At 51.7% G+C, this 26,857-nt stretch carries 27 protein-coding genes; 10 read left to right on the forward strand and 17 right to left on the reverse strand.

Going from position 1 to position 26,857, the window contains the following annotated elements; all coding sequences use genetic code 11:
• Positions 1 to 17: 17 nt before the first annotated feature.
• Positions 18 to 125: a hypothetical protein gene (locus LA337_13010; protein ID UBI14121.1), complete on the forward strand. Its 108-nt coding sequence runs from the start codon at positions 18 to 20 to the stop codon at positions 123 to 125.
• A 166-nt stretch (positions 126 to 291) separates the two neighbouring features.
• Here LA337_13010 and LA337_13015 read toward each other — a convergent pair whose 3' ends face one another.
• Complete coding sequence (locus LA337_13015; GenBank protein ID UBI14122.1) at positions 292 to 1,050, reverse strand: YdiY family protein; 759 nt, start codon at positions 1,048 to 1,050, stop codon at positions 292 to 294.
• 287 nt (positions 1,051 to 1,337) lie between these two features.
• On the opposite strand from LA337_13015, the gene pfkB reads away from it, so the two are divergent.
• A complete protein-coding gene (gene pfkB, locus LA337_13020; GenBank protein ID UBI14123.1) occupies positions 1,338 to 2,267 on the forward strand; it encodes a 6-phosphofructokinase II in 930 nt (309 codons plus the stop codon).
• Positions 2,268 to 2,537: 270 nt separating this feature from the next.
• Positions 2,538 to 3,398 carry a fructosamine kinase family protein gene (locus LA337_13025; protein UBI14124.1) on the forward strand — a complete coding sequence of 287 codons (861 nt, stop codon included), beginning with the start codon at positions 2,538 to 2,540 and terminating at the stop codon, positions 3,396 to 3,398.
• Between the two features lie 53 nt (positions 3,399 to 3,451).
• On the opposite strand, the gene LA337_13030 is transcribed toward LA337_13025, so the two are convergent.
• Positions 3,452 to 3,988: a YniB family protein gene (locus LA337_13030; protein UBI14125.1), complete on the reverse strand. Its 537-nt coding sequence runs from the start codon at positions 3,986 to 3,988 to the stop codon at positions 3,452 to 3,454.
• A gap of 167 nt (positions 3,989 to 4,155) precedes the next feature.
• Between LA337_13030 and hxpB the strand changes: the two genes are divergently transcribed.
• The 4 genes from hxpB (at position 4,156) to tcyP (ending at position 7,943) form a co-directional block, all read left to right on the forward strand.
• Complete coding sequence (gene hxpB, locus LA337_13035) at positions 4,156 to 4,824, forward strand: hexitol phosphatase HxpB (GenBank protein ID UBI14126.1); 669 nt, start codon at positions 4,156 to 4,158, stop codon at positions 4,822 to 4,824.
• Positions 4,825 to 4,971: 147 nt separating this feature from the next.
• Positions 4,972 to 5,733, forward strand: a complete 762-nt coding sequence (gene kduD / locus LA337_13040; GenBank protein UBI14127.1) for a 2-dehydro-3-deoxy-D-gluconate 5-dehydrogenase KduD — start codon at positions 4,972 to 4,974, stop codon at positions 5,731 to 5,733.
• Positions 5,734 to 5,816: 83 nt separating this feature from the next.
• Positions 5,817 to 6,416 (forward strand): metal-dependent hydrolase, encoded by a 600-nt coding sequence (locus LA337_13045; GenBank protein UBI14128.1) that lies wholly within the window; start codon positions 5,817 to 5,819, stop codon positions 6,414 to 6,416.
• Between the two features lie 135 nt (positions 6,417 to 6,551).
• Complete coding sequence (tcyP, locus tag LA337_13050; protein UBI14129.1) at positions 6,552 to 7,943, forward strand: cystine/sulfocysteine:cation symporter; 1,392 nt, start codon at positions 6,552 to 6,554, stop codon at positions 7,941 to 7,943.
• Between the two features lie 64 nt (positions 7,944 to 8,007).
• Here the strand turns inward: tcyP and cedA are convergent, their stop codons facing one another.
• The gene (gene cedA, locus LA337_13055) at positions 8,008 to 8,271 is read right to left on the reverse strand and encodes a cell division activator CedA (GenBank protein ID UBI14130.1); all 264 of its coding nucleotides are present in this window, start codon (positions 8,269 to 8,271) and stop codon (positions 8,008 to 8,010) included.
• Positions 8,272 to 8,463: 192 nt separating this feature from the next.
• On the opposite strand from cedA, the gene katE reads away from it, so the two are divergent.
• Positions 8,464 to 10,722, forward strand: a complete 2,259-nt coding sequence (gene katE, locus LA337_13060; GenBank protein ID UBI14131.1) for a catalase HPII — start codon at positions 8,464 to 8,466, stop codon at positions 10,720 to 10,722.
• A gap of 35 nt (positions 10,723 to 10,757) precedes the next feature.
• Here katE and chbG read toward each other — a convergent pair whose 3' ends face one another.
• From chbG to osmE, 7 genes are all read right to left on the reverse strand, one after another.
• Positions 10,758 to 11,516: a chitin disaccharide deacetylase gene (gene chbG / locus LA337_13065; protein UBI14132.1), complete on the reverse strand. Its 759-nt coding sequence runs from the start codon at positions 11,514 to 11,516 to the stop codon at positions 10,758 to 10,760.
• A 12-nt stretch (positions 11,517 to 11,528) separates the two neighbouring features.
• Complete coding sequence (locus tag LA337_13070; protein ID UBI14133.1) at positions 11,529 to 12,884, reverse strand: 6-phospho-beta-glucosidase; 1,356 nt, start codon at positions 12,882 to 12,884, stop codon at positions 11,529 to 11,531.
• A gap of 124 nt (positions 12,885 to 13,008) precedes the next feature.
• Positions 13,009 to 13,851, reverse strand: coding sequence for a transcriptional regulator ChbR (gene chbR / locus LA337_13075; GenBank protein UBI18462.1), 843 nt, complete (start codon positions 13,849 to 13,851; stop codon positions 13,009 to 13,011).
• 10 nt (positions 13,852 to 13,861) lie between these two features.
• Positions 13,862 to 14,209: a PTS N,N'-diacetylchitobiose transporter subunit IIA gene (chbA, locus tag LA337_13080; protein ID UBI14134.1), complete on the reverse strand. Its 348-nt coding sequence runs from the start codon at positions 14,207 to 14,209 to the stop codon at positions 13,862 to 13,864.
• A gap of 54 nt (positions 14,210 to 14,263) precedes the next feature.
• Positions 14,264 to 15,622 (reverse strand): PTS N,N'-diacetylchitobiose transporter subunit IIC, encoded by a 1,359-nt coding sequence (gene chbC, locus LA337_13085; protein UBI14135.1) that lies wholly within the window; start codon positions 15,620 to 15,622, stop codon positions 14,264 to 14,266.
• 87 nt (positions 15,623 to 15,709) lie between these two features.
• On the reverse strand, positions 15,710 to 16,030 hold the full coding sequence (chbB, locus tag LA337_13090) for a PTS N,N'-diacetylchitobiose transporter subunit IIB (GenBank protein UBI14136.1): 321 nt from the start codon (positions 16,028 to 16,030) through the stop codon (positions 15,710 to 15,712).
• A 298-nt stretch (positions 16,031 to 16,328) separates the two neighbouring features.
• The gene (osmE, locus tag LA337_13095; GenBank protein ID UBI14137.1) at positions 16,329 to 16,670 is read right to left on the reverse strand and encodes an osmotically-inducible lipoprotein OsmE; all 342 of its coding nucleotides are present in this window, start codon (positions 16,668 to 16,670) and stop codon (positions 16,329 to 16,331) included.
• 335 nt (positions 16,671 to 17,005) lie between these two features.
• On the opposite strand from osmE, the gene nadE reads away from it, so the two are divergent.
• Both nadE and cho read left to right on the forward strand, forming a co-directional pair.
• The gene (gene nadE / locus LA337_13100; protein UBI14138.1) at positions 17,006 to 17,836 is read left to right on the forward strand and encodes an ammonia-dependent NAD(+) synthetase; all 831 of its coding nucleotides are present in this window, start codon (positions 17,006 to 17,008) and stop codon (positions 17,834 to 17,836) included.
• Positions 17,837 to 17,968: 132 nt separating this feature from the next.
• Positions 17,969 to 18,856, forward strand: coding sequence for an excinuclease Cho (gene cho, locus LA337_13105; GenBank protein ID UBI14139.1), 888 nt, complete (start codon positions 17,969 to 17,971; stop codon positions 18,854 to 18,856).
• Here the strand turns inward: cho and ves are convergent.
• The 7 genes from ves to LA337_13140 all read right to left on the reverse strand — a co-directional run bounded on the left by ves (position 18,816) and on the right by LA337_13140 (position 26,597).
• Positions 18,816 to 19,391 carry an environmental stress-induced protein Ves gene (gene ves, locus LA337_13110; protein UBI18463.1) on the reverse strand — a complete coding sequence of 192 codons (576 nt, stop codon included), beginning with the start codon at positions 19,389 to 19,391 and terminating at the stop codon, positions 18,816 to 18,818. The two genes, cho and ves, sit on opposite strands and share 41 nt — an antisense overlap.
• 347 nt (positions 19,392 to 19,738) lie before the next feature.
• Positions 19,739 to 20,224, reverse strand: a complete 486-nt coding sequence (gene spy / locus LA337_13115; protein ID UBI14140.1) for an ATP-independent periplasmic protein-refolding chaperone Spy — start codon at positions 20,222 to 20,224, stop codon at positions 19,739 to 19,741.
• A 348-nt stretch (positions 20,225 to 20,572) separates the two neighbouring features.
• Complete coding sequence (gene astE / locus LA337_13120) at positions 20,573 to 21,538, reverse strand: succinylglutamate desuccinylase (protein UBI14141.1); 966 nt, start codon at positions 21,536 to 21,538, stop codon at positions 20,573 to 20,575.
• Positions 21,531 to 22,874: an N-succinylarginine dihydrolase gene (gene astB, locus LA337_13125; GenBank protein UBI14142.1), complete on the reverse strand. Its 1,344-nt coding sequence runs from the start codon at positions 22,872 to 22,874 to the stop codon at positions 21,531 to 21,533. The genes astE and astB overlap by 8 nt, the downstream gene beginning before the upstream one ends.
• Entirely contained in the window at positions 22,871 to 24,349 is a 1,479-nt protein-coding gene (astD, locus tag LA337_13130) for a succinylglutamate-semialdehyde dehydrogenase (protein UBI14143.1), read from the reverse strand. Before astD ends, astB begins: the two co-directional genes overlap by 4 nt.
• On the reverse strand, positions 24,346 to 25,380 hold the full coding sequence (gene astA / locus LA337_13135) for an arginine N-succinyltransferase (GenBank protein UBI14144.1): 1,035 nt from the start codon (positions 25,378 to 25,380) through the stop codon (positions 24,346 to 24,348). Before astA ends, astD begins: the two co-directional genes overlap by 4 nt.
• Positions 25,377 to 26,597, reverse strand: a complete 1,221-nt coding sequence (locus LA337_13140; protein ID UBI14145.1) for an aspartate aminotransferase family protein — start codon at positions 26,595 to 26,597, stop codon at positions 25,377 to 25,379. The genes astA and LA337_13140 overlap by 4 nt, the downstream gene beginning before the upstream one ends.
• Positions 26,598 to 26,857 lie beyond the last annotated feature (260 nt).

Genomic DNA, 26,857 nt, shown 5'->3' on the forward strand with positions numbered 1-26,857 from the left:
TGAGCAGGAAAAGAACAATGCCAACAAATCGCTTTGCAAAGAAACACTGGAAGATGGTTGTGATCCTACTCGTTATTTGTGCGGCAATGCTAATGCTACGTTGGGCAGCGATGATCTGGGGTTAAAATACTGGCGCGCTGTTCCGGTTCGGATGTATTTATCAATTAAATCGAATTTGTCTGAAAAATAGCGCGTTATTGATAAGTACTAAAAATAAAACACAGATTAACTATTAAATAACCTTAACTTTAATAGATAAAAGCCGGGCCAATTATTTGACCCGGTTTGTCATTACATCCGGTAGCCGAGTGAAACAGTAGTACGACGATCGGTATGTTCCGGCGCTGTTGCCGGTGGTTCAGAGTTCCAGGTGACGTTGTAAGCCACCTTTAACCCAAAGTGTTCGTTGATGGCAACGTTCAAGGCCGTTTCAGAGTTGAGCGTTGTATCGTCAGCACCGAATACCGACACGCCTTGCGTAAATTTAGTATTGTCAGTCATTTGCCACGCATAGGCCCCGGACGCATAGCCCAACGGCTGCGTTTCGGTGGTGCCATCCGTATGCTCGTCGTAGCGCACGCCAGGACCGAATTCAAAACGGAAGCTATGTACTGGTCCGTTAAGGAACTGGCGACCATAACCGGCGGTCAGCACGTCACGCTCGCGATAGCCGTTGTAACGGTCGGTCAACCAGCTTGCCTGCCCAAAGAGGTAGTCATAGTCGGTCATGTTGTAACGACTACGACCACCTACGGCATATTTCTCTGATGAACGCTCATCATTTGAAGAGGTATTGCTGGCATTTCCCCACAGAGACCACGCCGTGGTTTCACCGTACCAGGTCATGGTGGTGTCTGCGGTTAAAGAAGAACTTTTTGTGTTGCCTGACTGGGCGAGATATCCCGCGTTCAGGTTACCTTCAAAGGGTTTTTTCGCGCTGGAAGGGTCATCCATGACAGTAAAAACGGAATCATCGGCGGCAGCATGCATTGACGCAAGCAGGCCACCCGTCAGCAGTAATGCTGCGGGCACTGTCTTCAAAAGCTTCATTTATTAAGAGTCCGTACAACAAAAAAAGAGACCATTACGGTCTCGGAAACTTTCATATGGATCAATGACAAAAGACCCTTGAAAGGTAACAAATTATAAAAAGACTCGAATAACATAGCAATAAATTCTTATTTCATTTTTTGAATAAGAGCGTTCCTAAACCGTTTTTTTATTTATATATCTTTGACGCAAATGTTTTAAATAAAGATATTAAAAATCATGTTGTTAATTACTTCACTTTCGCGAGGTTAAGTGCCAGACTGAGGACAGCCTAACAGGAGGTAAAGATGGTACGTATCTATACGTTAACACTTGCGCCCTCTCTCGATAGCGCAACAATCACTCCGCAAATCTACCCGGAAGGTAAACTTCGCTGTACCTCGCCGGTTTTTGAACCCGGCGGCGGCGGCATCAACGTCGCTCGCGCAATTGCCCATCTTGGCGGAACCGCGACGGCTATCTTCCCTGCGGGAGGCGCTACCGGAGAGCATCTTGTCGCTCTGCTCGCCGACGAAAATGTTCCCGTATCCACCGTCGAAGCCAAAGACTGGACCCGACAAAATCTCCATGTGCACGTTGAGTCCAGCGGCGAACAGTATCGCTTCGTCATGCCAGGTGCTGCGCTGACCGATGACGAGTTCTACCAACTTCAGGATCAGGTGCTGGAAATAGAGTCTGGCGCGCTGCTGGTTATTAGTGGCAGTTTGCCGCCTGGCGTACAGCTTGAGAAGCTGACCCGTCTCGTTACCACGGCACAAAAACAAGGGATTCGCTGTATTGTCGATAGTTCTGGCGAAGCGCTGGCGGCGGCGTTGGCTATCGGCAATATCGAACTGGTCAAACCTAACCTCAAAGAACTGAGCGCGCTGGTCAACCGCGAACTCACCCAGCCCGATGACGTGCGTAAAGCCGCACAGGAAATCGTTCAAAGCGGAAAAGCCCACCGCGTTGTGGTCTCGCTTGGGCCGCAAGGGGCGCTGGGCGTTGATCGCGACACCTGTGTCCAGGTGGTTCCGCCACCGGTGAAAAGTCAAAGTACCGTAGGCGCGGGCGACAGTATGGTCGGCGCCATGACGCTTAAACTCGCTGAGAACGTACCTTTTGAAGATATTGTCCGCTACGGTGTAGCAGCAGGTAGCGCCGCTACCCTGAATCAGGGTACGCGTCTGTGCGCCTTAGACGATACGCAAAAAATATATTCGTATCTTACTCAGTAATGACACCTTCCCCCTTGTGTTGATTCAGGGGGATTTGCCCGTAAAACTGTCGGCATGGGTGTTATACGTCTATGATAAAAAATCACGTGATTACAAAGAAGTGAATCATGTGCAACAGGACGTCTTCACATCGATGCGAGGTGAAGAAGAACGACAAACATTAAGTGCCTTTCCAGCGATGACGCGTCAGTGGTGTGCGTCAGTTCGTGTTTTTTAACCGCATTCTTGCGCTAACCTTATGATCTGGCAGACAACATGGGGAGAGACATCATGTGGCAGGCTATCAGTCGTCTTTTAAGCGAGCAACTAGGTGAAGGCGAAATCGAACTGCGTAACGAACTGCCCGGCGGAGAGATCCACGCCGCATGGCATTTACGCTATGCGGGGCGCGATTTTTTCGTCAAATGCGATGAAAGAGAGCTGTTAACCGGCTTTACGGCGGAAGCCGATCAGTTGGAGCTACTTTCTCGCAGTCAAACTGTATCTGTACCGAAAGTCTGGGCGGTAGGCGCAGACAGAGATTACAGCTTTCTGGTGATGGATTTCCTCCCTCCCCGTCCGCTTGATGCGCACAACGCTTTTATCCTCGGCCAACAGCTGGCGCATTTGCATGAATGGAGCGATCAGCCGCAGTTTGGGCTCGACTTCGATAATGCGCTCTCTACCACGCCTCAGCCCAACGCCTGGCAACGTCGCTGGTCAACCTTTTTTGCCGAGCAGCGTATTGGCTGGCAGTTGGAACTCGCCGCTGAAAAAGGCATTGCGTTTGGCAATATAGACGCCATTGTTGAGCATGTTCAGCAGCGTCTCTCTTCCCATCAACCGCAGCCGTCTCTTCTGCACGGTGATTTGTGGTCCGGGAACTGCGCTCTCGGTCCAAACGGTCCGTACATCTTCGACCCTGCCTGCTACTGGGGGGACAGAGAGTGTGACCTGGCCATGCTGCCGTTGCATACCGACCAGCCGCCGCAAATCTATGACGGCTATCAGTCTGTTTCGCCGCTACCATTAGATTTTCTCGACAGGCAGCCTGTCTACCAGCTCTATACGCTGCTGAATCGGGCAATTTTGTTCGGGGGGCAGCATCTGGTGGTCGCGCAGAAAGCGCTGGACAGGTTACTGGCGGCTTAGCCTGCTTATCAGGCCTGGCGTTTCACAACGCGGCAGGCCTGATAGACCTGCACTTACAAAAAGCCCAGCAATGAAAAGAAGAAGTAGCCGATCACGATAACAATCACCGGCAAAATATAGAGCGGGAAAATTTGCAAAAAAATCGTATGGTGCGGAACCACGATACGCGACTCAAGTTGCGCGCGCGATAAACCTTCACTGCCTTTTGCCTGTTCCAGAATCAACTGGTCCTCAACGCCCTCGCGTAAAAAACGCGCCTGACGACTCATTCTGGCACCGGAGTCCTGCAACGCCAGACCGATAAAAATCAGAATGAAAATCAGCCAAAAGACGAGATTCAGTCCACTTTGAAAATCGGGCGTCGGCGAGTTATACCAAAACACGTTAAGAAAAGGTGTGTTCACCCGCATCATGTCGATCATCACATGGGCAAAATCGAGCATGACTGCGTTAATTCCTTCCTGCTTTTCGCTGTGCGCATACATAAACTTCAGTACTGAAACCAGCGTTGAAATCAGCGCGGGAATGAAAACCACCCATCCCACCAGCCTTTTCAAGATGGCAATGCGTCCAGCTTGTTGATACGTCATGAGTTCCCCTTGATTAAGACGTGTCATTTTGGCCTAAGTTTACCCGTTGATTACCGTTTTCGCCTGATCTTTAAAGGCGGTATACTGCCGAATTAGCCATAATGAACGCTCAGAGCCCGTTCTGGCTGGCTCTTAATCCCTTTTATCACCGTACAGGAGAGGTTGTGATGTCAACCCCGCGTCAGATTCTTGCTGCAATTTTCGATATGGATGGATTACTGGTCGATTCTGAACCGCTTTGGGACCAGGCTGAACTGGATGTGATAGCAAGTTTAGGCGTTGATATCTCCCGCCGCCATGAACTTCCCGATACCCTTGGTTTACGCATCGACATGGTGGTTGATTTGTGGTTTGCGCAGCAACCATGGAATGGTCCCTCACGTCAGGAAGTTACCGAGCGCATCATTACCCGGGCAATTGCGTTAGTAGAAGAAACAAAGCCGTTGCTGCCGGGCGTGCGTGAAGCCGTGGCGTTGTGCAAATCTCAGGGAATCAAAGTAGGACTGGCATCCGCCTCGCCGCTGCATATGCTGGAAAAAGTGCTGACCATGTTTGAGCTGCGCAGCAGCTTCGACGCACTGGCTTCTGCGGAAAAACTGCCCTACAGCAAACCGCACCCACAGGTTTATCTCGATTGCGCGGCGCTACTGGGTATCGATCCTTTAAACTGCGTAGCACTGGAAGACTCGGTAAACGGTATGATTGCTTCGAAAGCCGCCCGTATGCGTTCCGTCGTGGTGCCGGCGCATGAAAATCAGGACGATCCTCGCTTCGTTCTTGCCGACGTCAAACTGACCTCGCTCACCGAACTCACCGCCGCTCACCTGCGCGGCTAATCCTGTGACGGGCAATGTTCGGATTGCCCGCCTTCCCTGCTTTTGATTTTTTAAAACATCGTTTCATTTTCAATTGTATTTCTGTTTAACCTCTCCTATCCTTGCCCTACAGAGCAAGCGTTAATGGCATATATAGTTGAGGTAAACATGATTCAGGAAGCTTTTCGTCTCGAGGGTAAAATCGCTATCGTCACAGGATGTGATACCGGCCTTGGGCAAGGTATGGCAGCGGCGCTGGCGGAAGCGGGCTGCGATATCGTCGGCGTGAATCGTAAAATACCGCATGAAACCGCAGAGATAATTAACGGCCTTGGTCGGCGCTTTATGGCCATTCAGGCCGACCTCAGCCAACAGGATGCGCTCACCAACATTGTGACACAAGCGGTGGCGGCGTTTGGCCGGGTCGATATTCTGGTTAACAATGCGGGAACCATCCGCCGTCAGGATGCGCTGGACTTCAGCGAAAAGGATTGGGATGACGTGATGAACCTCAACATTAAATCCGTTTTCTTTCTGTCACAGGCCGTGGCGCGCCAGTTTCTGGCTCAGGGCAACGGCGGAAAAATCATTAACATTGCCTCAATGCTCTCTTTTCAGGGCGGTATCCGCGTACCATCCTATACCGCATCAAAAAGCGGCGTGCTGGGTATCACCCGCCTGCTGGCTAATGAATGGGCGCCCCTGGGGATTAATGTTAATGCCATCGCTCCCGGCTATATGGCGACCAATAACACACAGCAGTTGCGCGAAGACACTGAGCGTAATCAGGAGATTGTCGATCGTATTCCCGCCGGACGCTGGGGCACGCCAGATGACCTGAAAGGCCCGGTCGTTTTCCTCGCCAGTCCTGCCTCTGACTATATACATGGCTATACGCTGGCCGTGGATGGCGGTTGGCTGGCGCGGTAAAGACGCACTTGTGACAAAGGGTTACAACGTCACCTCTTCCGCCTACTGTATAAAACCCCTATACTGTATGAATCGACAGTTTATTGGGTTTTATCATGACGGCGGAAGGTCACCTTCTTTTTTCTATTGCCTGTGCGGTATTTGCCAAGAATGCCGAGCTAACGCCCGTTCTTGCGCAGGGTGACTGGTGGCATATTGTTCCTTCAGCCATTTTAACGTGCCTGCTGCCGGATATCGATCATCCCAAATCCCTGCTGGGGCAGCGTCTGAAGTGGATATCAAAACCCATTGCCCGGGCATTTGGTCATCGCGGGTTTACGCATAGCCTGCTGGCAGTCTTTGCCCTGCTGGCCACGTTTTACCTGAAAGTCCCGGACACGTGGATAATACCGGCAGATGCCTTACAAGGTATGGTTCTTGGTTATCTCAGCCATATACTGGCCGATATGCTAACCCCGGCGGGCGTTCCTCTGCTTTGGCCATGCCGCTGGCGTTTTCGTCTGCCGATCCTCGTGCCGCAGAAAGGTAATCAACTGGAGCGGTTTCTGTGCATGGCGCTGTTCGCATGGGCAATCTGGATGCCGCAGACCGTACAAGAGAACAGTGCGGTGCGCTGGTCATCACAGATGATAAATACGCTGCAAATGCAGTTTAATCGTTTTATAACGCACCAGGTTGACTAATTAATCAGCCAAAAAGTCATTTTTGGCATAAACAATTCCATTTGAATATAAGAGGCAAGTCACAGTTCTGCTAATCTTGCGCCAACAGAATCACCTTTAAACGGTGATACGCATAATAAGATCAGGAGAACGGGGATGAACTTTCCATTAATCGCGAACATTATCGTGTTCGTAGTGCTGCTGTTGCTGCTGGCGCAAGCCCGTCACAAACAGTGGAGTCTGGCAAAAAAAGTACTGGTCGGTCTGGTCATGGGTGTCGTGTTTGGCCTCGCCCTGCACACCATTTATGGCTCCGACAGCCAGGTTCTTAAAGATTCCGTACAGTGGTTCAACATTGTCGGCAACGGTTATGTCCAACTGCTGCAGATGATTGTCATGCCGCTGGTGTTTGCGTCTATTCTCAGCGCCGTCGCACGTCTGCACAACGCCTCTCAATTAGGTAAAATCAGCTTCCTGACCATCGGCACCCTGCTGTTTACCACGCTGATTGCCGCGCTGGTAGGGGTTCTGGTGACCAACCTGTTCGGCCTGACCGCCGAAGGTCTGGTTCAAGGTGGCGCCGAAACTGCACGCCTGAATGCGATTGAAACCAACTACGTTGGCAAAGTGGCTGACCTCAGCGTTCCGCAACTGGTGTTATCCTTTATCCCGAAAAACCCGTTTGCCGACCTGACAGGTGCTAACCCGACGTCGATTATCAGCGTGGTTATCTTCGCTGCATTCCTGGGTGTTGCCGCGCTGAAGCTGCTGAAAGATGATGCACCAAAAGGCGAGCGCGTTCTGGTCGCTATCGATACCCTGCAAAGCTGGGTGATGAAGCTGGTTCGTCTGGTGATGCAATTGACTCCGTACGGCGTTCTGGCGCTGATGACCAAAGTGGTTGCAGGCTCCAACCTGCAGGACATTATTAAGCTGGGTAGCTTCGTCGTGGCCTCTTATCTCGGTCTGGGCATCATGTTCGTGGTTCACGGGATCCTGCTGGGTATTAACGGCGTTAGCCCGCTGAAATACTTCCGTAAGGTGTGGCCGGTACTGACTTTCGCCTTCACCAGCCGTTCCAGCGCAGCCTCAATTCCGTTGAACGTTGAAGCGCAAACCCGTCGTCTGGGCGTGCCTGAATCGATCGCCTCTTTCGCCGCCTCTTTTGGCGCCACGATTGGTCAGAACGGTTGTGCGGGCCTGTACCCGGCAATGCTGGCAGTAATGGTCGCGCCGACCGTCGGAATCAACCCGCTGGACCCAATGTGGATTGCCACGCTGGTCGGTATCGTGACCGTGAGTTCCGCAGGCGTTGCGGGTGTCGGTGGCGGAGCAACGTTTGCCGCGCTGATCGTCCTGCCTGCTATGGGTCTGCCGGTCACGCTGGTTGCGCTGCTGATCTCCGTTGAGCCGCTGATCGATATGGGTCGTACTGCGCTGAACGTAAGCGGTTCTATGACCGCCGGTACGCTGACCAGCCAATGGCTGAAGCAGACCGATAAAACGATTCTGGACAGCGACGATAACGCCGAACTGGCGCATCGCTAAGCCTGTTAGTTGAAAAACAAAAAACCGCCGGAGTGTCATGCTCCGGCGGTTTTTTTTATATCCATTAATCGCTCAGTTCATTTTCCTGACGAACCTGATTAGCCCAGCGTTGCGCTGATTCCGGGACCGTAAATGCAGGCGAACGTTGAAACGCCTCCCCCATTAAGACAAAAGCGACATATTTTCCGCGCAGTATCCATACGTCACGAAACGCATCCATTTTAACCGCATGCTCTGGTGGGGCTGGCTCCACGCGAGGAACATAGCTGATAACCGGACGATTTTGTTGGCGAAGAGGTTTCATAATCAGTTGCTTCACTAAAGACAAATTCTAAAAATCAGAAAACTGCTATCTTAGCCGATTTTGCCTCCTGACGTCCTGCCTTGCGTGCGCTGTTTGCCTGGTTCATCGCGCTTTACACCATCGGTCTGTTCCTGCGCCACTGAGTGAGTGGTCTATAGTTAAAGCTTTTGACGGCAACAACGACCCTTTAAGCGATGAAAGCAGGAGAAGAGTTTAATGTCACAGAATGATAAGCACCCACTCCATCACTCAGCGCCGGTTCATGATGCCAGCGAATCCCAGCCAGGACTTGACTCACTGGCGCCAGCAGACGGTTCACATCGGCCAGCGCCTGAACCCACGCCACCAGGCATGCAGCCCACTACGTCCGGCAGCTTAAAAGCGCCTGACGTCACAAGTGACAAACTCAACGCGCTGGAGAGTTTTCGCAAAGGAAGCGAGGATTTTGCCCTGACCACCAATCAGGGCGTGCGCATTGCGGATGATCAAAACTCTCTGCGCGCCGGAAACCGTGGGCCCACCCTGCTGGAAGACTTCATCCTGCGGGAAAAAATCACCCACTTTGATCACGAACGCATCCCTGAGCGGATCGTACATGCCCGAGGTTCTGCCGCTCACGGTTACTTTCAGCCCTATGCCAGCCTCAGCGCAACGACGAAAGCGGACTTTCTGAGTGATGAAAATAAAATCACACCGGTTTTTGTACGTTTTTCTACGGTTCAGGGCGGCGCAGGCTCCGCGGATACAGTCAGAGATATTCGGGGGTTTGCGACCAAGTTTTACACTGAAGAGGGCATTTTCGATCTGGTGGGAAACAACACGCCTGTCTTCTTTATTCAGGATGCCCATAAATTCCCGGATTTCGTCCATGCGGTTAAACCGGAGCCGCATTGGGCTATCCCGCAGGGACAAAGCGCACATGATACCTTTTGGGATTATGTCTCATTACAGCCGGAAACGTTGCACAACGTCATGTGGGCAATGTCCGACCGGGGTATCCCACGCAGCTATCGCACGATGGAAGGCTTTGGCATCCACACATTCCGGTTAATCAATGCGCAAGGGAAAGCCACCTTTGTCCGATTCCACTGGAAACCGCTGGCAGGCAAAGCGTCGCTGGTATGGGATGAAGCGCAAAAACTTACCGGTCGGGATCCCGATTTTCATCGTCGCGATCTGTGGGAAGCTATCGAAGCGGGCGATTATCCGGAATATGAACTGGGGCTACAGTTGATTCCCGAAGAAGACGAATTTAAGTTCGATTTTGACCTGCTCGATCCGACCAAGCTGATCCCGGAAGAGCTGGTTCCGGTGCAACGCGTCGGTAAAATGGTGCTGAACCGCAATCCGGATAATTTCTTTGCTGAAAATGAGCAAGTCGCGTTTCATCCCGGACACATCGTCCCCGGCATCGACTTTACCAACGATCCCCTGCTACAGGGCCGCTTGTTCTCCTATACCGATACCCAAATCAGTCGCCTTGGCGGGCCAAACTTCCATGAAATCCCGATCAATCGCCCAACCTGTCCGTACCATAATTTCCAGCGTGACGGCATGCATCGTATGGACATCGATACCAATCCTGCCAACTATGAACCGAACTCTATCAATGATAACTGGCCGCGCGAAACGCCGCCGGGACCAAAACGCGGTGGATTCGAGTCGTATCAGGAACGTATTGAAGGAAACAAAATCCGCGAACGCAGCCCCTCTTTTGGCGAATACTATGCGCAGCCTCGCCTGTTCTGGCTAAGTCAGACGCCAATTGAACAGCAGCATATTATCGGTGGATTCAGTTTTGAACTCAGTAAAGTTACGCGCCCCTATATTCGTGAAAGAGTGGTCGAACAGTTAGCTCATATTGATACGTCCCTCGCCAAAGCGGTTGCCGATAATCTCGGTTTTGAGCTAACCAAGGAGCAGACCAACATTGCGCCGCCGCCCAACGTCAACGGTTTGAAAAATGCACCGTCACTCAGTTTATATGCGAGTTCGCAGGGAGAGATTAAGGGCCGAGTGGTCGCCATCCTACTGAATGACCAGGTGAAATCGAGCGACCTGCTCGCCATCATGCAAGCCCTACAGGCTAAAGGCGTACATGCCAAATTGCTCTATTCCCGAATGGGTAATGTGGTTGCCGATGATGGTTCTGCCCTGACGATCGCCGGTACTTTTGCGGGTTCGCCATCCCTGACGGTCGATGCGGTTATCGTTCCGTGTGGCAATCTCGCGGATATCGTTACGAACGGTGATGCCCGATATTACTTACTCGAAGCGTATAAACACTTAAAACCTATCGCCCTGGCTGGCGATGCTCGTCAGTTTAAAGCAACGTTGAATATCAAAAATGAAGGAGAGGAAGGCGTGGTTGAAGCGGACAGTGCAAACGCACAGTTTATGGATACCCTGCTGACGCTGATGACCGCGCACCGCGTCTGGTCACGCGCCGGAAAAATAGACACGATTCCTGCCTAAAAAATGCGGCGCATTAAGCGCCGCAAACTCAGGAATTACACGTTCAGAAAACTGCCAAGACGATAACCGCGCTCCGCAATAGCATATTTCAGTGACGAAGACGTCAGCACGTCGAGCTCAGTTAAGCGGGGGTAACAGTAGGCACTTTGACGAATAATGTCATCGATAAAGGCCGGGTGACACATCACTTCCAGCGAGGACTCTCCCCGGTCTGCTGACGCGTCAAGCGTTTGCAAAAACAGGGTTTCAGAAATCGCCTCGCCGTAAAACTCGCTGCTGAATCCCTGGGAAGTCCGTAACGTCTGTGGAAAGTCAGACGCCTGGAATACCGCCTGACGATCGATCCGTAACGCAATCCCTTTTTGGGCAGCAAACCCGGCCACTATAGGGAAAATCTGCGGGAACATATGCACGTGGTGATGGCTATCCAGATGCGTCGGCTCCCGCCCGAACAGGTCAATAAAACGCTGATACTGCGCGGCCAGCTCCTGAGAAATTTCATCCAGCGGTAAGATGTCTTCTTCAGCCATCTGCCAGATCCATTTCCCCAGTAATCCGTCACGAGTAAGACCAGGCATTGCCGTCAACGGCCTGCCCAGCGTCAGAACAAAATGCATGCCGACGGCAAGTTCCGATATGTCGCGACTCAGCTGTACCGCATGGTCAATTGCCGCGCCGTTAACCAGTGCCGTCGTCGAGGTGACAACGCCATTGCGGCAGGCTTCAACAATGCCGTAGTTTTGTCCTTTACTCAGGCCAAAATCATCCGCATTTACAATCAGTACGCGTTCCATAGCCGACCTCAGTTAGTGTTGTTCGCTTTTGAGTTTTTCAATACACCCGGCAAAGTTTGGCAGCCATTTTTCATGCGCCAGAATCAGCTCACGCGCCAGGATCTCGGCATCGCTGTCGGAGTGCACCAGCGGACTCAGGTTCAATGCCAGCAGCACATCATTCAGCTCGCCGCTCAATGCCGCATTGCTCGCCGCGACCTCGAAGCCTTTAATGGTATAGATAAGGCCGAGCACTTTCTCATCAAAATGGGTAATCCGTGGATGCGGCGTAGCCCCGTTACGTCCCAGCGTGCAGGTCATCTCTACCGCCCAGTCCGCAGGGATATTATCAACATGCCCATGGTGCGGAACGTTGACATAGTGCTCGGTCTGTTTGTCGTTGTAGATGGCGTTGATCACTTCGCAGGCCGCATCGGAGTAATAGGCTCCACCGCGCTGCTCCAGTTCTTTCGGCTTCACGTTCAGATCCGGGTTTTTGTAGAGATCAAACAGTTGTTTCTCCACTTTCTGTACCACCTGAGCGCGTGCGCCGCCCTTATAGTATTCACCCATTTCAATCGCCAGCATCTCTTTTGGCTTGAAGTAGTAGAGCAAATAAGAGCACGGCAGCAGTTTCAGCGAACGAATCAGTCCTTCACTAAACGGCAGGTCAAAGATGTTCTTCACGGTAGAGGCTTTCAACTGGCCCGAAGCTACGCCGTCCAACAGTTCATCAAAGCGTGATGTACCGTTCACCAGTACGTCTTTAATAAAGACCATATGGTTGAGACCAAACAGATCGATGGATAAGTCGTCGCTCTCGTTAAGCGCCAGCACATCGCTAATGAACATTTTCATGCCGACAGGAATATTACACACGCCGATGAATTTCTTGAAATTCGTATGACGATAGACCGCTTCAGTCACCATCCCGGCCGGGTTAGTAAAGTTAATCACCCACGCATTCGGGCACAGTTCTTCCACATCTTTCACAATATCAAAGATAACCGGAATGGTACGCAAACCTTTGAACAGCCCACCAGCGCCGTTAGTTTCCTGCCCCAGATAACCGTGACTCAGTGGAATGCGCTCATCCTTTTCACGGGCTTTTAGTTGCCCTACGCGCAGCTGGGTAGTAACGAAATCAGCATCTTTCAGCGCTTCACGGCGGTCCAGTGTTTTAAACAACTTCATCGGAACACCCGCTTTGTCGATCATTCGCTGGCAAAGGTCAAAAATAATGTCCAGTTTCTCTTTTCCACCGTCGACATCAACCAGCCACAACTCAGAAACCGGTAATTCATGATAGCGCTTAATAAAGCCTTCAAGTAACTCAGGGGTGTAGCTGCTCCCGCCACCGATAGTGACGACTTTTAATTTCTGGCTCATAATTTCTCCCTTCAGTGTCAAAACACTGACGTGTATTATGCTCAACCCGTTTGTCAGGTATAGCGTGGCTGTCCCGACGCTATTTTGGGCAAGCTATAAAAAATGGGTTATTGGCAAATAATATCTACTGATTAAATTCTGTTAATTTCTTACGATAGCTATTAGGTGTAAATGACGTCAGCTTTTTAAACGTTTTAATAAACAGGCTTGGACTACTGTAGCCAGACTCATAAGCAATATCCGTTACAGAGTAGTTAGTCATTTCCAGCTGTTTTTTAGCAAAGTTAATGCGGATTTCATTGATGATCTGCATCGGCGTTTTGCTGTAATAACGCTGGGTCGCGCGGGTCAGATACTCCTGGGATTTCGCGGACAGGTGTACCATATTTTCCAGCGCATTCTCGCTAAACTGCCGTTTGTCGTGCATGGTCTCGACGGTTATTTTGAGCCACTGCGGAATATCATCTAACACCTGCTCTTCGCGATGATGGCGTAACCGATTAATAATATAGAAGGTGACCACTTCTACAAATTCATCGAGTCCGCTCTCACGAAAGTTCAGTGATGCAATAACCGTTTCAATATAGGTAAGAAACGCGTTATTCGCGTGATAGACCTGCGATGCAACAAAACAAAATGGCAGCAGCGGATGATAGTGCTGTTCAAAAAAACGTTTACTGATGCCGACGTTAAGGATCCTTGTTGCACCAAAATCATAAAAACTTTGGTGGTGCGATCCTAACGGGATAAAGACAAAGTCTCCACGTTCGAGCAGTACGCGTTTGCCGTTGATTTCCTGATAATAGCGCCCGGTTAACACCAGGGTGAATTCATAGTAGTCATGCTGATGCAGCCCGCTGATGCTCTCAGTTTTGTTATAGATGAACACATGGAAATTTTTGCCATTAAATAGCTGCTGCTCATAGACGGTCTTGATTTCCGGTGCGTTAATCTGTAGCTGCATTATGCACTCCTCGCTATTTCAGCTTTTCGTGAAGCTCAATCAGTTCAGTCACCAGCTCACGCGCCAGCATTGATGTCATCAGGTGGTCCTGCGCGTGGACCAGCACCAGACTAACTTTCATTTTACCTTCGCCCTGATCGCCTTCAATCAGTTTCGTTTGCACGAGGTGCGCTTCGTTCAGCGCCAGGCGAGACTGGTCCATCATGGCCTTAGCCGACTCGAAATCACCTTGCTTGGCCATTTTGAGCGCGCCGTACGCCAGGCTACGTGCCTGACCAGAATTGATGATGAGGCCCATCACCACTTCTTCAAGTTCTTCTGCTTCTGACTGGGTGTCGACGATGTTTTCGATATCCAACATACTTTTTTCCTCTGGTTCAGTCCGGCATGACCGTGAAGCCATGCCGGATTAAATTTAGAATTTCAATGCGTTAGCGATATCTCCTTCGCTTTCTTCTTGATCAATAACGTTCTGCGCTTTATTGGCTACCACCACGAATGGCAGGTAAACCAGCGTTGCAATACCGAGGTTGAACAGCGCGACCAGCAGAGCAGCGACGCTACCGTTGGTGTTAAAGAACGCGCCCAAACCGGTTGGCATAGTCCACGGTGCAATGTTGGTAATCGGTGGAATAATGCCTGAGTAATAAGCTGCCAGCGTAATCGCCGCCAGAATCGGCTGAACCAGAATGAATGGGATAAACATCACCGGGTTCATGATGATCGGCAGACCGAACAGGATAGGTTCGTTAATCTGGAACAGACCTGATGGCAGCGCCAGTTTAGCAACCTGACGATAGTCAGGACGACGCGATGCCAGGAAGATAGCGATAATCAGACCCAGCGTTGCCCCGCTCCCTCCAAGGAAGATGTAGGAGTCGAGCATCGGTTTCGCCCAGACGTGGAACGTCTTACCGGCTTCCAGCGCGGCGTCTACGGAACCAAACTGTTGGTAGATGGAGATGTTTTCCAGCGCCCATGGCGTCATGATTCCGCTGTCCAGCGCGGTCAGCGCCAGAGAACCGTGAATTCCGAAGAACCACAGCAGTGGAACAAAAATCACGTAGGCCCAGCCCACCACGCTGCCCAATGACGCCAGCGGAGTTGAAATGGAATCCATGATGATCTGGTGGAAGTTCGTACCCCAGGTGTTCAACGCCCAGGCGATGATCCCCATAATGGAGAGGATAAGGAAGCCAGGAATCAGTGCAGAGAAAGAACGCGATACGGATGTCGGTACGCTATCAGGTAATTTAATAACCCAATTGCGACGGACCACAAAGGTAAACATTTCCGCGACCACGAGGCCGATAATAATACCGGAAATAATATTGGCACCGCCGAGCCAGTTTGCGCCAACGGCATAGGCTTCACCCACGCTATATGGCGTTACGGTCATAAACGCGGCGACGGATAACAGCCCGGCTGCCAGTGAGTCGACTTTGCGTTCTTCTGCCAGCGCCATGCCAATAAAGAACGGCGCCATCAAGGACATGATACCCAGCGTACCGTTATAGACGTTTCCACCAATGCCTTTCAAACTATTCAGCGTTTCAATAGTTGAGGCATCAAGTCGAATACCCATTGAATAAAAAAACGACCCCTCCCCAAAGCTCAGGAAAACGTTATTGATTAATACAAACATGGCCCCTGCGAGGGTTAACGGCATTAAACGAATAAAGCCGTTTTTGATTGCATTAACGTGTGGCTGCTTTCCAATTTTTACAGCAAAAGGAAGGAGTACCTTTTCAAGTGAAGCAATAGCGTTACTCATAGAAAAATACCCTTAAATACCGCAATTGATAATTACGGTGAATGTTAATGAAATAACTCTTTGACGGGAAAAATTAAAATAAAATAATTAATTTGCTGCGGCTTTTTTAATTGCTGCAACTGCAGCCTTAAGCACGCCTAAACCATCGACTTTGCCATACAGCAGCGAGTCAATCACTTCCACAGGCTTGTTGGGTAACAAGCGCTGAATTTCGGGCAACATATAAGCAATTTGTGGACCTAATAAAACGACATCGGCCGCAGGACCTTTTTCTCCGGCCAGCGTCTCAGGAAACGCTTCAATAATAACCGGTACTTCGTATTTTTCGGCCTGAGCACGCATCTTCGAAACCAACAATGAAGTCGACATGCCCGCAGAACAAAACAGATAAATGTGTTTCTTTTCCATTAAAACGATCCTCATATGCGATTATCTGTCAACCAGACACTCCGCAAGCCATAACCTGCATCCATGCTCTGGGTAACTTGCGTCAGCTAAATTACTTTTTTAGGTGGCTGAAATGAGTATACGGGATTGCACCGATGGATGGTATTTCCTTGACCAACTAAATTGTCTCTCCTTGACCTGTCGTTATGACCCCCCTCACATTTCGGGCAAATAATTCGCGGCAATAAATAAGATCGTGTGGCACAAAAAAACCGGCGCGATGGCCGGTTCTTCTGTGTGCTCAGGCAATAAACAGTTGTTACTTCTTCGCCGCCTGCGGGTCGGTGTCGTACTCTGCACAGGTCTGATAACCAGAGTTAATCACGTGTCCGGTGTCGTCCAGAGCAACAAAATAGGTTTCAGCTTTACCATCTCGTTGACCCAGGATGTAGGTCTGGCATGTCCCACGTGCATGAATCATACTGACTTCAGAAGAAGGTTTACCGGCAATCTGCGCCACCTGCGCCCGGCTCATCCCTTTCTTCACATCTTTCACCACGGGCTGAACAAATTGGTCTTTGGTACGGTCGTAGGCCGTACACCCTGCCAGCATAGTCAAAACAGCCGCTGCGCTCAGAATTCCTGTTAGATTCTTGTTCATATTCCGTCCTCTTTTATTTCAGCGTGTTATATAAGCCTGGAGCACAACAACGCATTTTTCAAGCAATCAGATAATACTTAGGTAGTTTCGGAAAATTCTATACCTTAAATAATTCGAGTTGCAGGAAGGCGGCAAGGGAGTGAATCCCCAGGAGCTTACTAAAGTAAGTGACCGGGGAGAACGAGCGCAGCCAACGCACATGCAACTTGAAGTATGACGGGTATATTAAAACAAAATACTGCGATATCAGGCTCGGATCCCTTGTCGTTTGGGCCTCAACGCGTTAGCTTTAACACATCATTTTTTTGATCATTTTTATTTTAGGAGGGGGTTAAATGACTCTGCAGCAAGAGATAATTCAGGCGCTTGGCGCAAAACCGCACATCAATGCAGAAGAAGAAATTCGCCGCAGCGTGGATTTCCTGAAATCCTATCTGCAGACCTACCCCTTTCTGAAATCGCTGGTGTTGGGAATTAGCGGCGGACAAGACTCGACGCTCGCTGGAAAACTGTGTCAGATGGCGATATCCGAGCTTCGCAACGAAACGGGGAATGACGCGTTGCAGTTTATTGCCGTGCGCCTACCGTATGGCGTTCAGGCCGATGAACAGGACTGTCAGGATGCCATCGCCTTCATTCAACCGGACCGCGTGCTCACTGTTAATATCAAGGGCGCGGTGCTGGCCAGCGAGCAGGCCCTGCGTGAGGCGGGTATTGAGCTGAGCGATTTTGTGCGTGGCAATGAAAAAGCCCGTGAGCGCATGAAGGCACAATACAGCATCGCCGGCATGACCAGCGGCGTTGTCGTGGGTACCGATCATGCAGCGGAAGCCATCACCGGATTTTTCACTAAATACGGCGATGGCGGCACCGACATTAACCCTCTATTCCGTCTGAACAAACGCCAGGGTAAACAGTTGCTTGCGGCGCTGGGCTGCCCGGAGCATTTATATAAGAAAGCGCCAACCGCCGATCTTGAAGACGATCGTCCTTCTCTGCCAGATGAAGCCGCTTTGGGCGTCACCTACGACAACATCGACGATTATCTGGAAGGAAAAGCGCTGGCTGCCGACGTCGCGAAAAAGATTGAAGGCTGGTACGTAAAAACTGAGCACAAACGCCGTCCACCGATCACCGTGTTTGATGATTTCTGGAAAAAAGCGTAACCCTTTTCTCTTCATAATGCCGGATAGCGCCAGTATTGACGAAATCCGGCATTAGCCTGCTGACCTCATGCCGCTTTTTTAATCGCCTTCAAGCTGCTACACTGGATGAATAACCAGCATCCGGAGTCAACAGTGGTACAGCGTCAATCAGCCCCTCGCCTGTCATTTGAGGCAGCGGCAATCTATGAATATCCCGAACACCTGCGCCCATTTTTGAGTGAGCTTCCCACCGCGCCCGGCGTCTATCTGTTTCACAGTGATAGCGACACCATGCCGCTTTATATTGGTAAAAGCGTCAATATTCGCAGCCGCGTGCTGGCGCATCTACGTACCGCAGACGAAGCGGCCATGCTACGTCAGGCCAAACGCATTAGCTGGATTTGTACGGCCGGAGAAATTGGCGCCCTGCTGCTGGAAGCACGGCTTATCAAAGAACAGCAGCCGTTGTTTAACAAACGACTGCGACGCAATCGTCAACTTTGTGCCTTGCAGCTTACCGAGCGGACTGTTCAGGTTGTCTACGCACGAGATATTGATTTCTCCCACGCCCCCAATCTGTTTGGTCTGTTTGCTAATCGCCGCGCGGCGCTACAGACGCTGCAAAGTCTCGCCGATGAACAAAAGCTGTGCTACGGCCTGTTGGGTCTGGAACCCCTGAGTCGCGGGCGCGCCTGTTTTCGCTCCGCGCTTAAACGCTGTGCCGGAGCCTGCTGTGGGAAGGAAAGCCCTGAAGCGCATCATTTGCGTCTGGTAGAAGCACTGGAAAGAGTGCGCGTGATCTGCTGGCCATGGAGCAATGCCATTGCGCTGCAGGAAACGCGCGCTGAAATGACTCAGTACCATATCATCAATAACTGGCTGTGGCTGGGGGCCGTTTCTACGCTGGATGAAGCGGCAACACTGGCGCGTATGCCGGCCGGCTTTGACCATGATGGCTATAAAATTCTCTGCCGGCCTGTTCTGTCTGGTCAATATGACATTATTGAACTGCGTCCGGAGAATGCCCCGGCATCCAGTTAATCTCACTAAACAGCAGTTTCCCCTCACGCTCCAGCAGTCGTAATGTGTGTTTACCGTCGTGCCAGCTTGCACCCTGATCGGCCGTCAACAGCTTATCGCCCAGTTGCCAGGCGCCGCTGATAACGAACACCACACCGCCGCGCGAACCAAAGGTCGTAAAGGTGCGATCGGCCACCCTGACTTTCGCCTGGCAGACATCCCGTCGGGTCATGATATTAAAATCCATCGACATCTGCCCTTCCGTCAGCTTCGCTTTTACCACCTTGTCACCGGCAAAGGTAAAAGGCTGATGCTGTTTCAGGGTATGAGTGAAGGTGTTCGACTCTTCCAGAGTCACTTCTCCGCCTTCCAGCAGGGTAATCACGCGTTCTACACCGGGAAAAAGAGAAAACTCACCGTTTGCTGCGATGGAGGCGATACTCGCCCGCCAGTGAAAATCTCGTGTTGCTGGCGGAAAACAGCAAATTTCACGCGTTTCTCCCGCACCATTTCGCCACAGATTGACCGGCATTTTGCGGATATCAAAGTATTCCATCATCCCTCCAGAAAGGCGCAGCACGGCAGCCCGCCATAACAGGCCGCCATAAATCATCATTGTTTTGTTCACCCTGCAGATTATTGTTATCGGCAGCAGAGTTGATTTGCCTTAGCGATGAACCCGGTGTTTTGCAAAAAAATTAGCGCCTTCCAGGTGGAATTTTCGCGGGCTTCAGGAGAATAACGCGTCACAAGCGCGGTGCAAGAGGCGGTAAAGAAAAAACCGCCGATCCTGCCCACCTCGTTAAACGTGTTGTGGACAAGAGCGGCGGTCTTGAGTTTGGTTTCACACTGCGCGGCAATCAGCACACACAGCGTGAATGATTTAGTGTAGACGCTGAACGATTACTCAGCAGCTTGCGGCATTTTACCTTTCTGCGCTGCACGTTCTGTCAGACGCTTCTCAAAATTGGCATTAAACTGCTTTTTCTGTTCCGGCGTCAGGATGTTGTAAATCTTGTTCTGGGTTTCCATATGCGCCAGCATATTGGCTTTGCGCTGTTCTTCCATCTTCGCAATTTGCGCTTCTGCTTTTGCTTTATCGAAGCTATCGCTGGCAATGATGTCGTGCATTGCGCGGCGCTCTTCCAGCGGTGGACGTTTCATCTGATCGCGCTGACCTTTCATGATTTCGCGAATCTGCTGTTTCTGTGCGTCGGTCAGGTTCAGGTCTTTGAACATCATGTCATGATGCGGGGCGAATTTGCCGTTGTGGTGCATCATCGGTTTGGCATCCGCTGGCGCAGCTGTTGTCGTGTCAGCGGCGTGTGCCAGGTTAGCAGCGCCCAGCGCCAGGGTAGAGGCAACAAACAGAGCAGTCAGTTTACGCATAATTTCTATCCTTTCTTTCAGTTATTTTTACGACACTCATGCGACTCTTATGCAATGTGATGTCGTGTTGACGAGATTAACTTTACCGGCTTAAGCGTCAATTAATCAGAGCAACGGTAAAACAGTGAAAGTGTAAAAAACAAACTTTCATCAATTATGGAGAAAAAAAGAATTAATTGCGCAGACTTGCAATGAAAAATTACAACAGGATGATTTTGAAGGGATTATGAAGAACTATACCTGAACCCTGATTATTAAGAAAGCAATTCACCAGGAATAATCTGTAATAAATAAAAACAGCACGCAAAATATGCCCTTAAGGATAAACCTGCAGGGCAAATATATTCGTCACAATTTTTCCAGCATCAATCCGGCTCGTAAACCGCAGGCCACGTTAGGGTTCGGAAAGAGAACGTATTCAACATCATGGGTGACGATAAAACGTTCATCCCCGTCCTGCGCAAGCAAAGTTCCCTCTTTAAAAGGGGTAAAATTGAGCGTCTGGTTATCCATATGGAGAATGAAATCATCGCTACGCCGCGTTATTTGCGACACCACGCGGTAACGCAGCGGGGATGTTTCTCCGCAAGCCATTCGCTCGCCCCGCAGCAGCTTCGCCAGCGCATCTGACGTCTGCGAAAACTGGGCCAGATCGTTTTGTCCAAACGGTAGCGCTTTACCCAGCTCCAGCGTACAGGCCAGCGCGCCAAAATGTTCGGCGCTAAAATGGGTAAACGTGCCGCCAGGTGTCTGATGGAAAACCAGCGCCTCCAGCCCTGCATCACCCAGCCATCCCAGAAAATCTTCGTCCCAGGCAACGTTGCGTTGTGGCAACACGCCAAAGCGCAGATGCTGTGACCCGCGGATCGCGGTGTGCAGATCCAGATGCCAGCGTACTGGCTCTTTTGCCCGCGAATAGAAATCTTCCAGACACAGCTCAAGCTCGTGGGCGCGGTGCGTTTCTTCACTCGCGGCAAAAATCTGCCAACGACCGCCAAACATCCGGTTAAGGTCACTATGGCAATAACGTTTTCCCGCTGCCAGCGCCTGCGGGTTTCCCAGAATCACCAGCAGTCGCCATGTCAGTGCCAGCTCGCCGCTAAACAGCCTGGAAAGCAATGATTCGAGAATCTCTACCGGGGCCGTTTCATTGCCATGGATCCCCGCAGACAGCACCAGAGACTGTTCAACGGGTGCATTCGGCGTCAGTTCCAGAATCCCGCGCCCCACCCACTGCCAGGTAAAACCATGTGCTGTGCCCTGGATTTGCTCGGGGATTTTCCCGTTAAGCGTTTGGGTCAGAAAATTATCCATGACTGGTCCTCTCCTGCTGGAAAGGATACACAGAGCCGAGATTGAGCAATTGCGTCAGCGTATCCAGCGCTTCACGCCCCTCGCGCAACAGCTGCGGGTCTGCAAGATCCGCGGCGGTAAGACGATCGCGGTAGTAACGGTCAACCCAGTTATTCAACGTGTTAAACAGCGTGTCGTTCATAATAACCGCTGGGTTCACCACCTGCAGCTCTTGTGGGGTAAGCACCACTCTCAGGCGCAAACATGCCGGACCGCCGCCGTTGGACATACTTTCGCGCAGGTCGAATACCCGTAGGTCATCGATCGGATTGTCTTCCTCGAGCAGACGGTTCAAATACCGCCACACGCCCGCATGCTCCCGACATTCCTGCGGCAGGACCAGCATCATCGAACCGTCAACCCGGCTGAGTAACTGACTGTTAAACAGATAGGTAGTGACCGCATCCTGCACCGACACTTCCGCAGCCGGAACTTCCAGCGGAGTAAATCCAGCCACCTGGCTGCGTAACTGCTCTAACAACGCCTGCTGTCTGACAAATGCCTGTTGATGACAAAACAGCACCTGACGATTCGATACCGCAATCACATCGTTATGAAACACGCCAAGATCGATGACGTCCGGGTTTTGCTGGGCAAAAATGCGCTGATGCGGGTTAACCTGATTCAGTCGTGCGACCGCTTCGCTGGCCTCACGGGATTGCCTCGCCGGATAGCGCTTCGGCTGGGAGGCATTCCCTTCTTCACGACCGTAAACGAATAGCTGTACGCCAGGGTCACCGTAATCTCCACCGAGGCGGTTATGGTTTGCCGCCCCTTCATCACCGAAAAGCGCAACCTGAGGCAACGCGCCGTGGACCGCAAAGCTATTCTCATCACGGAAAATTGCCCGTAACAATGCTTCGGTAGTTGGCGCTTCCAGCGAACGGTGAAACTTATTATTCAGATTTGCCACTGTCAGATGTACTTTCCCGTCCAGCGAATCTGCCGAAGGGCAGACCGTTGCCGCGTTCGCCACCCACATAGGCGATGCGGAGCTGGCGCAGGAAAGCCAGTGAGGCGCCTGACGCGCCACCTTCTCCAGCACCTGTTCGTCACTGCCGTGAAACCCCAACTGACGCAATACCGGAATATAAGGCCGTTCGTGGGGAGGGATCACCGCCTGGGGAAATCCCGCATCCGCCAGCGCTTTCATCTTTAGCAGACCCTGTTTCGCCGCCAGACGCGGGTTCGACACCTGAAAACGATGTTTGGTTGAGGCCTCATTACCAAATGACAGCCCCGCATAATGGTGGGTCAGTCCCACCAGACCATCAAAATTTACCTCACGGGATTTCATAGCTTGTCCTCGCGAGAAAAATCCAGTCCGGGGCTAAGCGCCGTTGGCAGCGTTAAGGCAGGTGATTCCAGACTTGCCATCGGCCAGGCGCAATAATCTGCGGCATACCACGCGCTCGCGCGATGGTTCCCGGACGCGCCAACCCCGCCAAACGGCGCTGTGCTCGCCGCGCCAGTTAACGGCTTATTCCAGTTGACGATCCCAGCCCGCGCCTCCAGCAGCAATTGGTCAAACTGGCTGCGATCGGGTGAAACCAGGCCGCATGACAGCCCAAAACGGGTGTTGTTCGCCATACGAATCGCATCATCAAAGCTGTCATAACGCCAGACGCCGAGCAGCGGACCAAAAACCTCTTCATCAGGTACGTTTCCTGCCCCGGTCAGTTCGATAATACCAGGGGTCAGCAGTGACGTTCCGGCTTTCACCAGACGTGGCGCCAGCAGCGTACGGCCACCCAATGACTCCAGGCGCTGCCAGGCATCATAGACGTGCTGCGCGGCCTGTTCGGAAATCAGTCCGCCAAGAAACGGCTGCGGTTGTGCATCCCAGTTGCCGGGCATTAAACGCTGGCTGACCTCCACCAGACGCGCCAGGAACGCATCCCCCTGCGCGCCTTTTTTAACTAACAGGCGGCGGGCGCAGGTACAACGCTGTCCGGCGGTAACAAACGCGGATTGGATCGTCAGATGCACCGCGGCATCAATATCTTGCGGATTCTCAATAATCAGCGGGTTGTTGCCCCCCATTTCCAGGGCAAGGATTTTTTCCGGCTGGCCGGATAGCTGTCGATGCAGTTGATAACCGGTATTGGCACTGCCGGTAAACAGCAGACCATCAAGATCTTCCTGCGCGCTCAGCGCCTGCCCCGTTTCGCGTCCACCCTGCACCAGGTTCAGCACGCCCGGCGGCAATCCCGCCAGCTCCCACAGCTTTGTCACGGCTTCGCCGGTCCACGGCGTCAGCTCGCTGGGTTTGAAAATCAACGTATTGCCTGCCAGCAGTGCCGGAACAATATGACCATTGGGTAAATGGCCGGGGAAGTTATACGGGCCAAATACCGCCAGTACGCCGTGCGGGCGATGGCGCAACGTTGCCGCGCCATCCGGTAACTCGCTGTGCTGCTCTCCGGTACGGGCATGATAAGCTTTCACGGAGATAGCTATTTTATTGATCATCGCCGTCAGTTCAGTCGCGGCTTCCCAATGAGGTTTGCCGGTTTCCCGGGCGATAATCTGGGTCAGCTCGGCTTTATTGCTTTCCAGCAATGAAGCAAACTTTTCAACAATAGTCTGACGGGCGCTAAAGGGCTGTTTAGCCCAACCGGTAAAGGCTGCGCGCGCGGCCCGACATGCCTGTGCTACCTGAGTTGCATCGGCATCATTGCCCTGCCACAGCGCATCACCGCTTACCGGATTGGTTTTCACCCGACGCTCACCCTGCCCGGTCACCCAGTCGCCGTTTATCCATAATGTCATGCTGTTTTCTCCTCTGCACAAAGACGCACAAAACGTACATGGTCGCCCGCATGGCATTTCAGGGCGTCCAGTTGCGCCGCCGTCAGTACCAGACGCTGAGTATCCGGGTCGGCACGAACCAACATGACGCGGAAGTTTTGATAATTTTCATTGGCAACCAGACAAGCTGGATAATCGCCCGGCGCAGGCTGCCCTTCAGCCACCTCCACCAGTCGGCTTTTACGGATAGCCCGCACCCGGTCAATATCACATTCCAGGGTCGGCCCGCCGTCGAAAATATCGACATAGTTACGGTAGCGAAACCCTTCTTTCTCCAGCACTGCTCGAGCAGGAGCCGTTTGCGGATGTACCTGACCAATCACGCTTTGCGCTTCATCAGACAAGAAATGGGTATAAATCGGATGCTTAGGCATCAGTTCAGCAATGAATGCTTTTTGCCCGGTTCCGCAGAGAAAATCCGCCCGGCTAAACTCCATCGAGAAAAATCGTTTGCCGAGGCTTTGCCAGAACGGAGAGTAGCCATGCTCATCGATCACGCCGCGCATCTCGGCCACGACTTTCTCATTGAATCGATCGCGAAAGGCCGCCATAAACATAAAACGCGACTTCGACAGCAAATAACCGTTGCCCTCTTTACGCCAGTCCGGATCGAGAAACAGAGTGCAAAGTTCGCTACTGCCCGTATGATCGTTACTCAGAAACAGCGTCGGCAGCGCGTTGTATACGTTCAGCTCTTTCGACGCGTGCACCAGAGTACCGACCCGGTAGTTGTACCAGGGGTCGTTAAGCCCCACCGCCACCTCGATGGCGCAAATCCCCGCCACGGTTCCGCTGGCGCTGTCTTCCAGCACAAACACATATCCTTGCTCACTTTTTGGCAACTCACCGCGCCAGGTTTGTAGCGAACGTTCGATACGCGCCATTAGCGTAGCTTCATTCGCCGGTAGCGAAGTCAATCCGCCGCCGGTCTTACTGGCAAGCTGCATCAACGCAGTGATATCCGCGCGTTCAATGGGACGAATCACCATCATGATGAACCTCCTGCTTTAATGCGTTCGCAGGCCAGCGCAAAGCGATCCAGCCCGGTGGCGACCTCTTCTTCGCTGACGTTTAACGCAGGGGCAAAACGCACCACGTTAGCACCAGCAATCAGTACCATCACCCCGGCAACGGCCGCTTCTTGCGAGATAAGTTTCGCTTTCCCGGCAAATTCCGCGTTCAGCACGCAGCCGATCAGCAGTCCGAGTCCACGAATTTCACTAAACAGTCCAAAACGTTCGTTAATGGCGTTAATACGCTCCACAAACCAGTCGTGGCGCTGTTTCACTCCGTTGAGCACTTCCGGCGTGTTAACAATTTCCAGCAGTTTGCCCGCCACCGCCGTGGCCAGCGGGTTTCCGCCGTACGTTGTACCGTGCGTACCGACCGTCATCACGCTGGCACAATGCTCTGTCGCCAGCAGTGCGCCGATGGGGAAACCACCGCCCAGCGCTTTTGCTGTCGTCAGTAGATCCGGCGTAACGCCATAATGCATATAGGCATACAGTTCTCCGGTACGGCCAACGCCGGTCTGAACTTCATCAAATATCAGCAGTGCATTATGGCGATCGCATAATTCACGCAGCCCCTGTAAAAAGGCATTCGTTGCCGGCACCACGCCGCCTTCACCCTGCACCGGCTCCACGATAACCGCGCAGGTGGTGTCATCAATCAGTTGGCTGGCAGAGTCGAGATCGTTGTATACGGCATGACGGATATCCGGCGGCAGCGGTGCGAAATCCTGTGAATAGGCAGGCTGTCCTCCGGCGCTGACGGTAAAGAGCGTGCGGCCATGGAAAGCATTTTTAAACGCTACAATGCCGCTCTTCTGGCTGCCAAAACGATCGTGAGCATATTTACGCGCCAGTTTTAGTGCCGCTTCATTGGCCTCTGCGCCAGAGTTACAGAAGAAAATGCGCTCGGCGAAGGTGGCGTCAATTAACTTTTTCGCCAGACGCAGCACCGGCTCGTTGGTGTAGCCATTTCCCGTATGCCAGAATTTGCTCGCCTGGTCATTTAATGCCTCGCGCAATGCCGGATGGGCGTGACCCAGCGCGTTAACCGCAATGCCTCCCGCGAAATCGATATACTCTTTGCCCTGCTGGTCCCACAGACGTGAACCTTCACCACGCACCGGAATAAAAGGGGCCGGAGCGTATACGGGCATCATCCATTCATCAAAATTTTCACGCGTAATTGACAGAGACATAGCGACCTCAACGGTAAATAAAAAGTTATCTGTATGTTAATAAATATAGTGTTTGCGGTGTAAATGTAGATTGCAGGGTTCGTGCCAGCCAGCGAAAAAAGTGCATAAACAGAGGTTGGTAACGGAATATCAACAGGTTACAACGTGGCGATATTCACTATATGTGCATATAAAGTGAATATGTTTGCGCATCCGGCGACTAAACAGAGGAAAAAACGCAGTTTTATTCAGTCGCCAAATATAATTCTGAAATTGTGATC

The organism is Citrobacter europaeus (assembly GCA_020099315.1).
In the GTDB taxonomy this organism is placed as follows: domain Bacteria; phylum Pseudomonadota; class Gammaproteobacteria; order Enterobacterales; family Enterobacteriaceae; genus Citrobacter; species Citrobacter europaeus.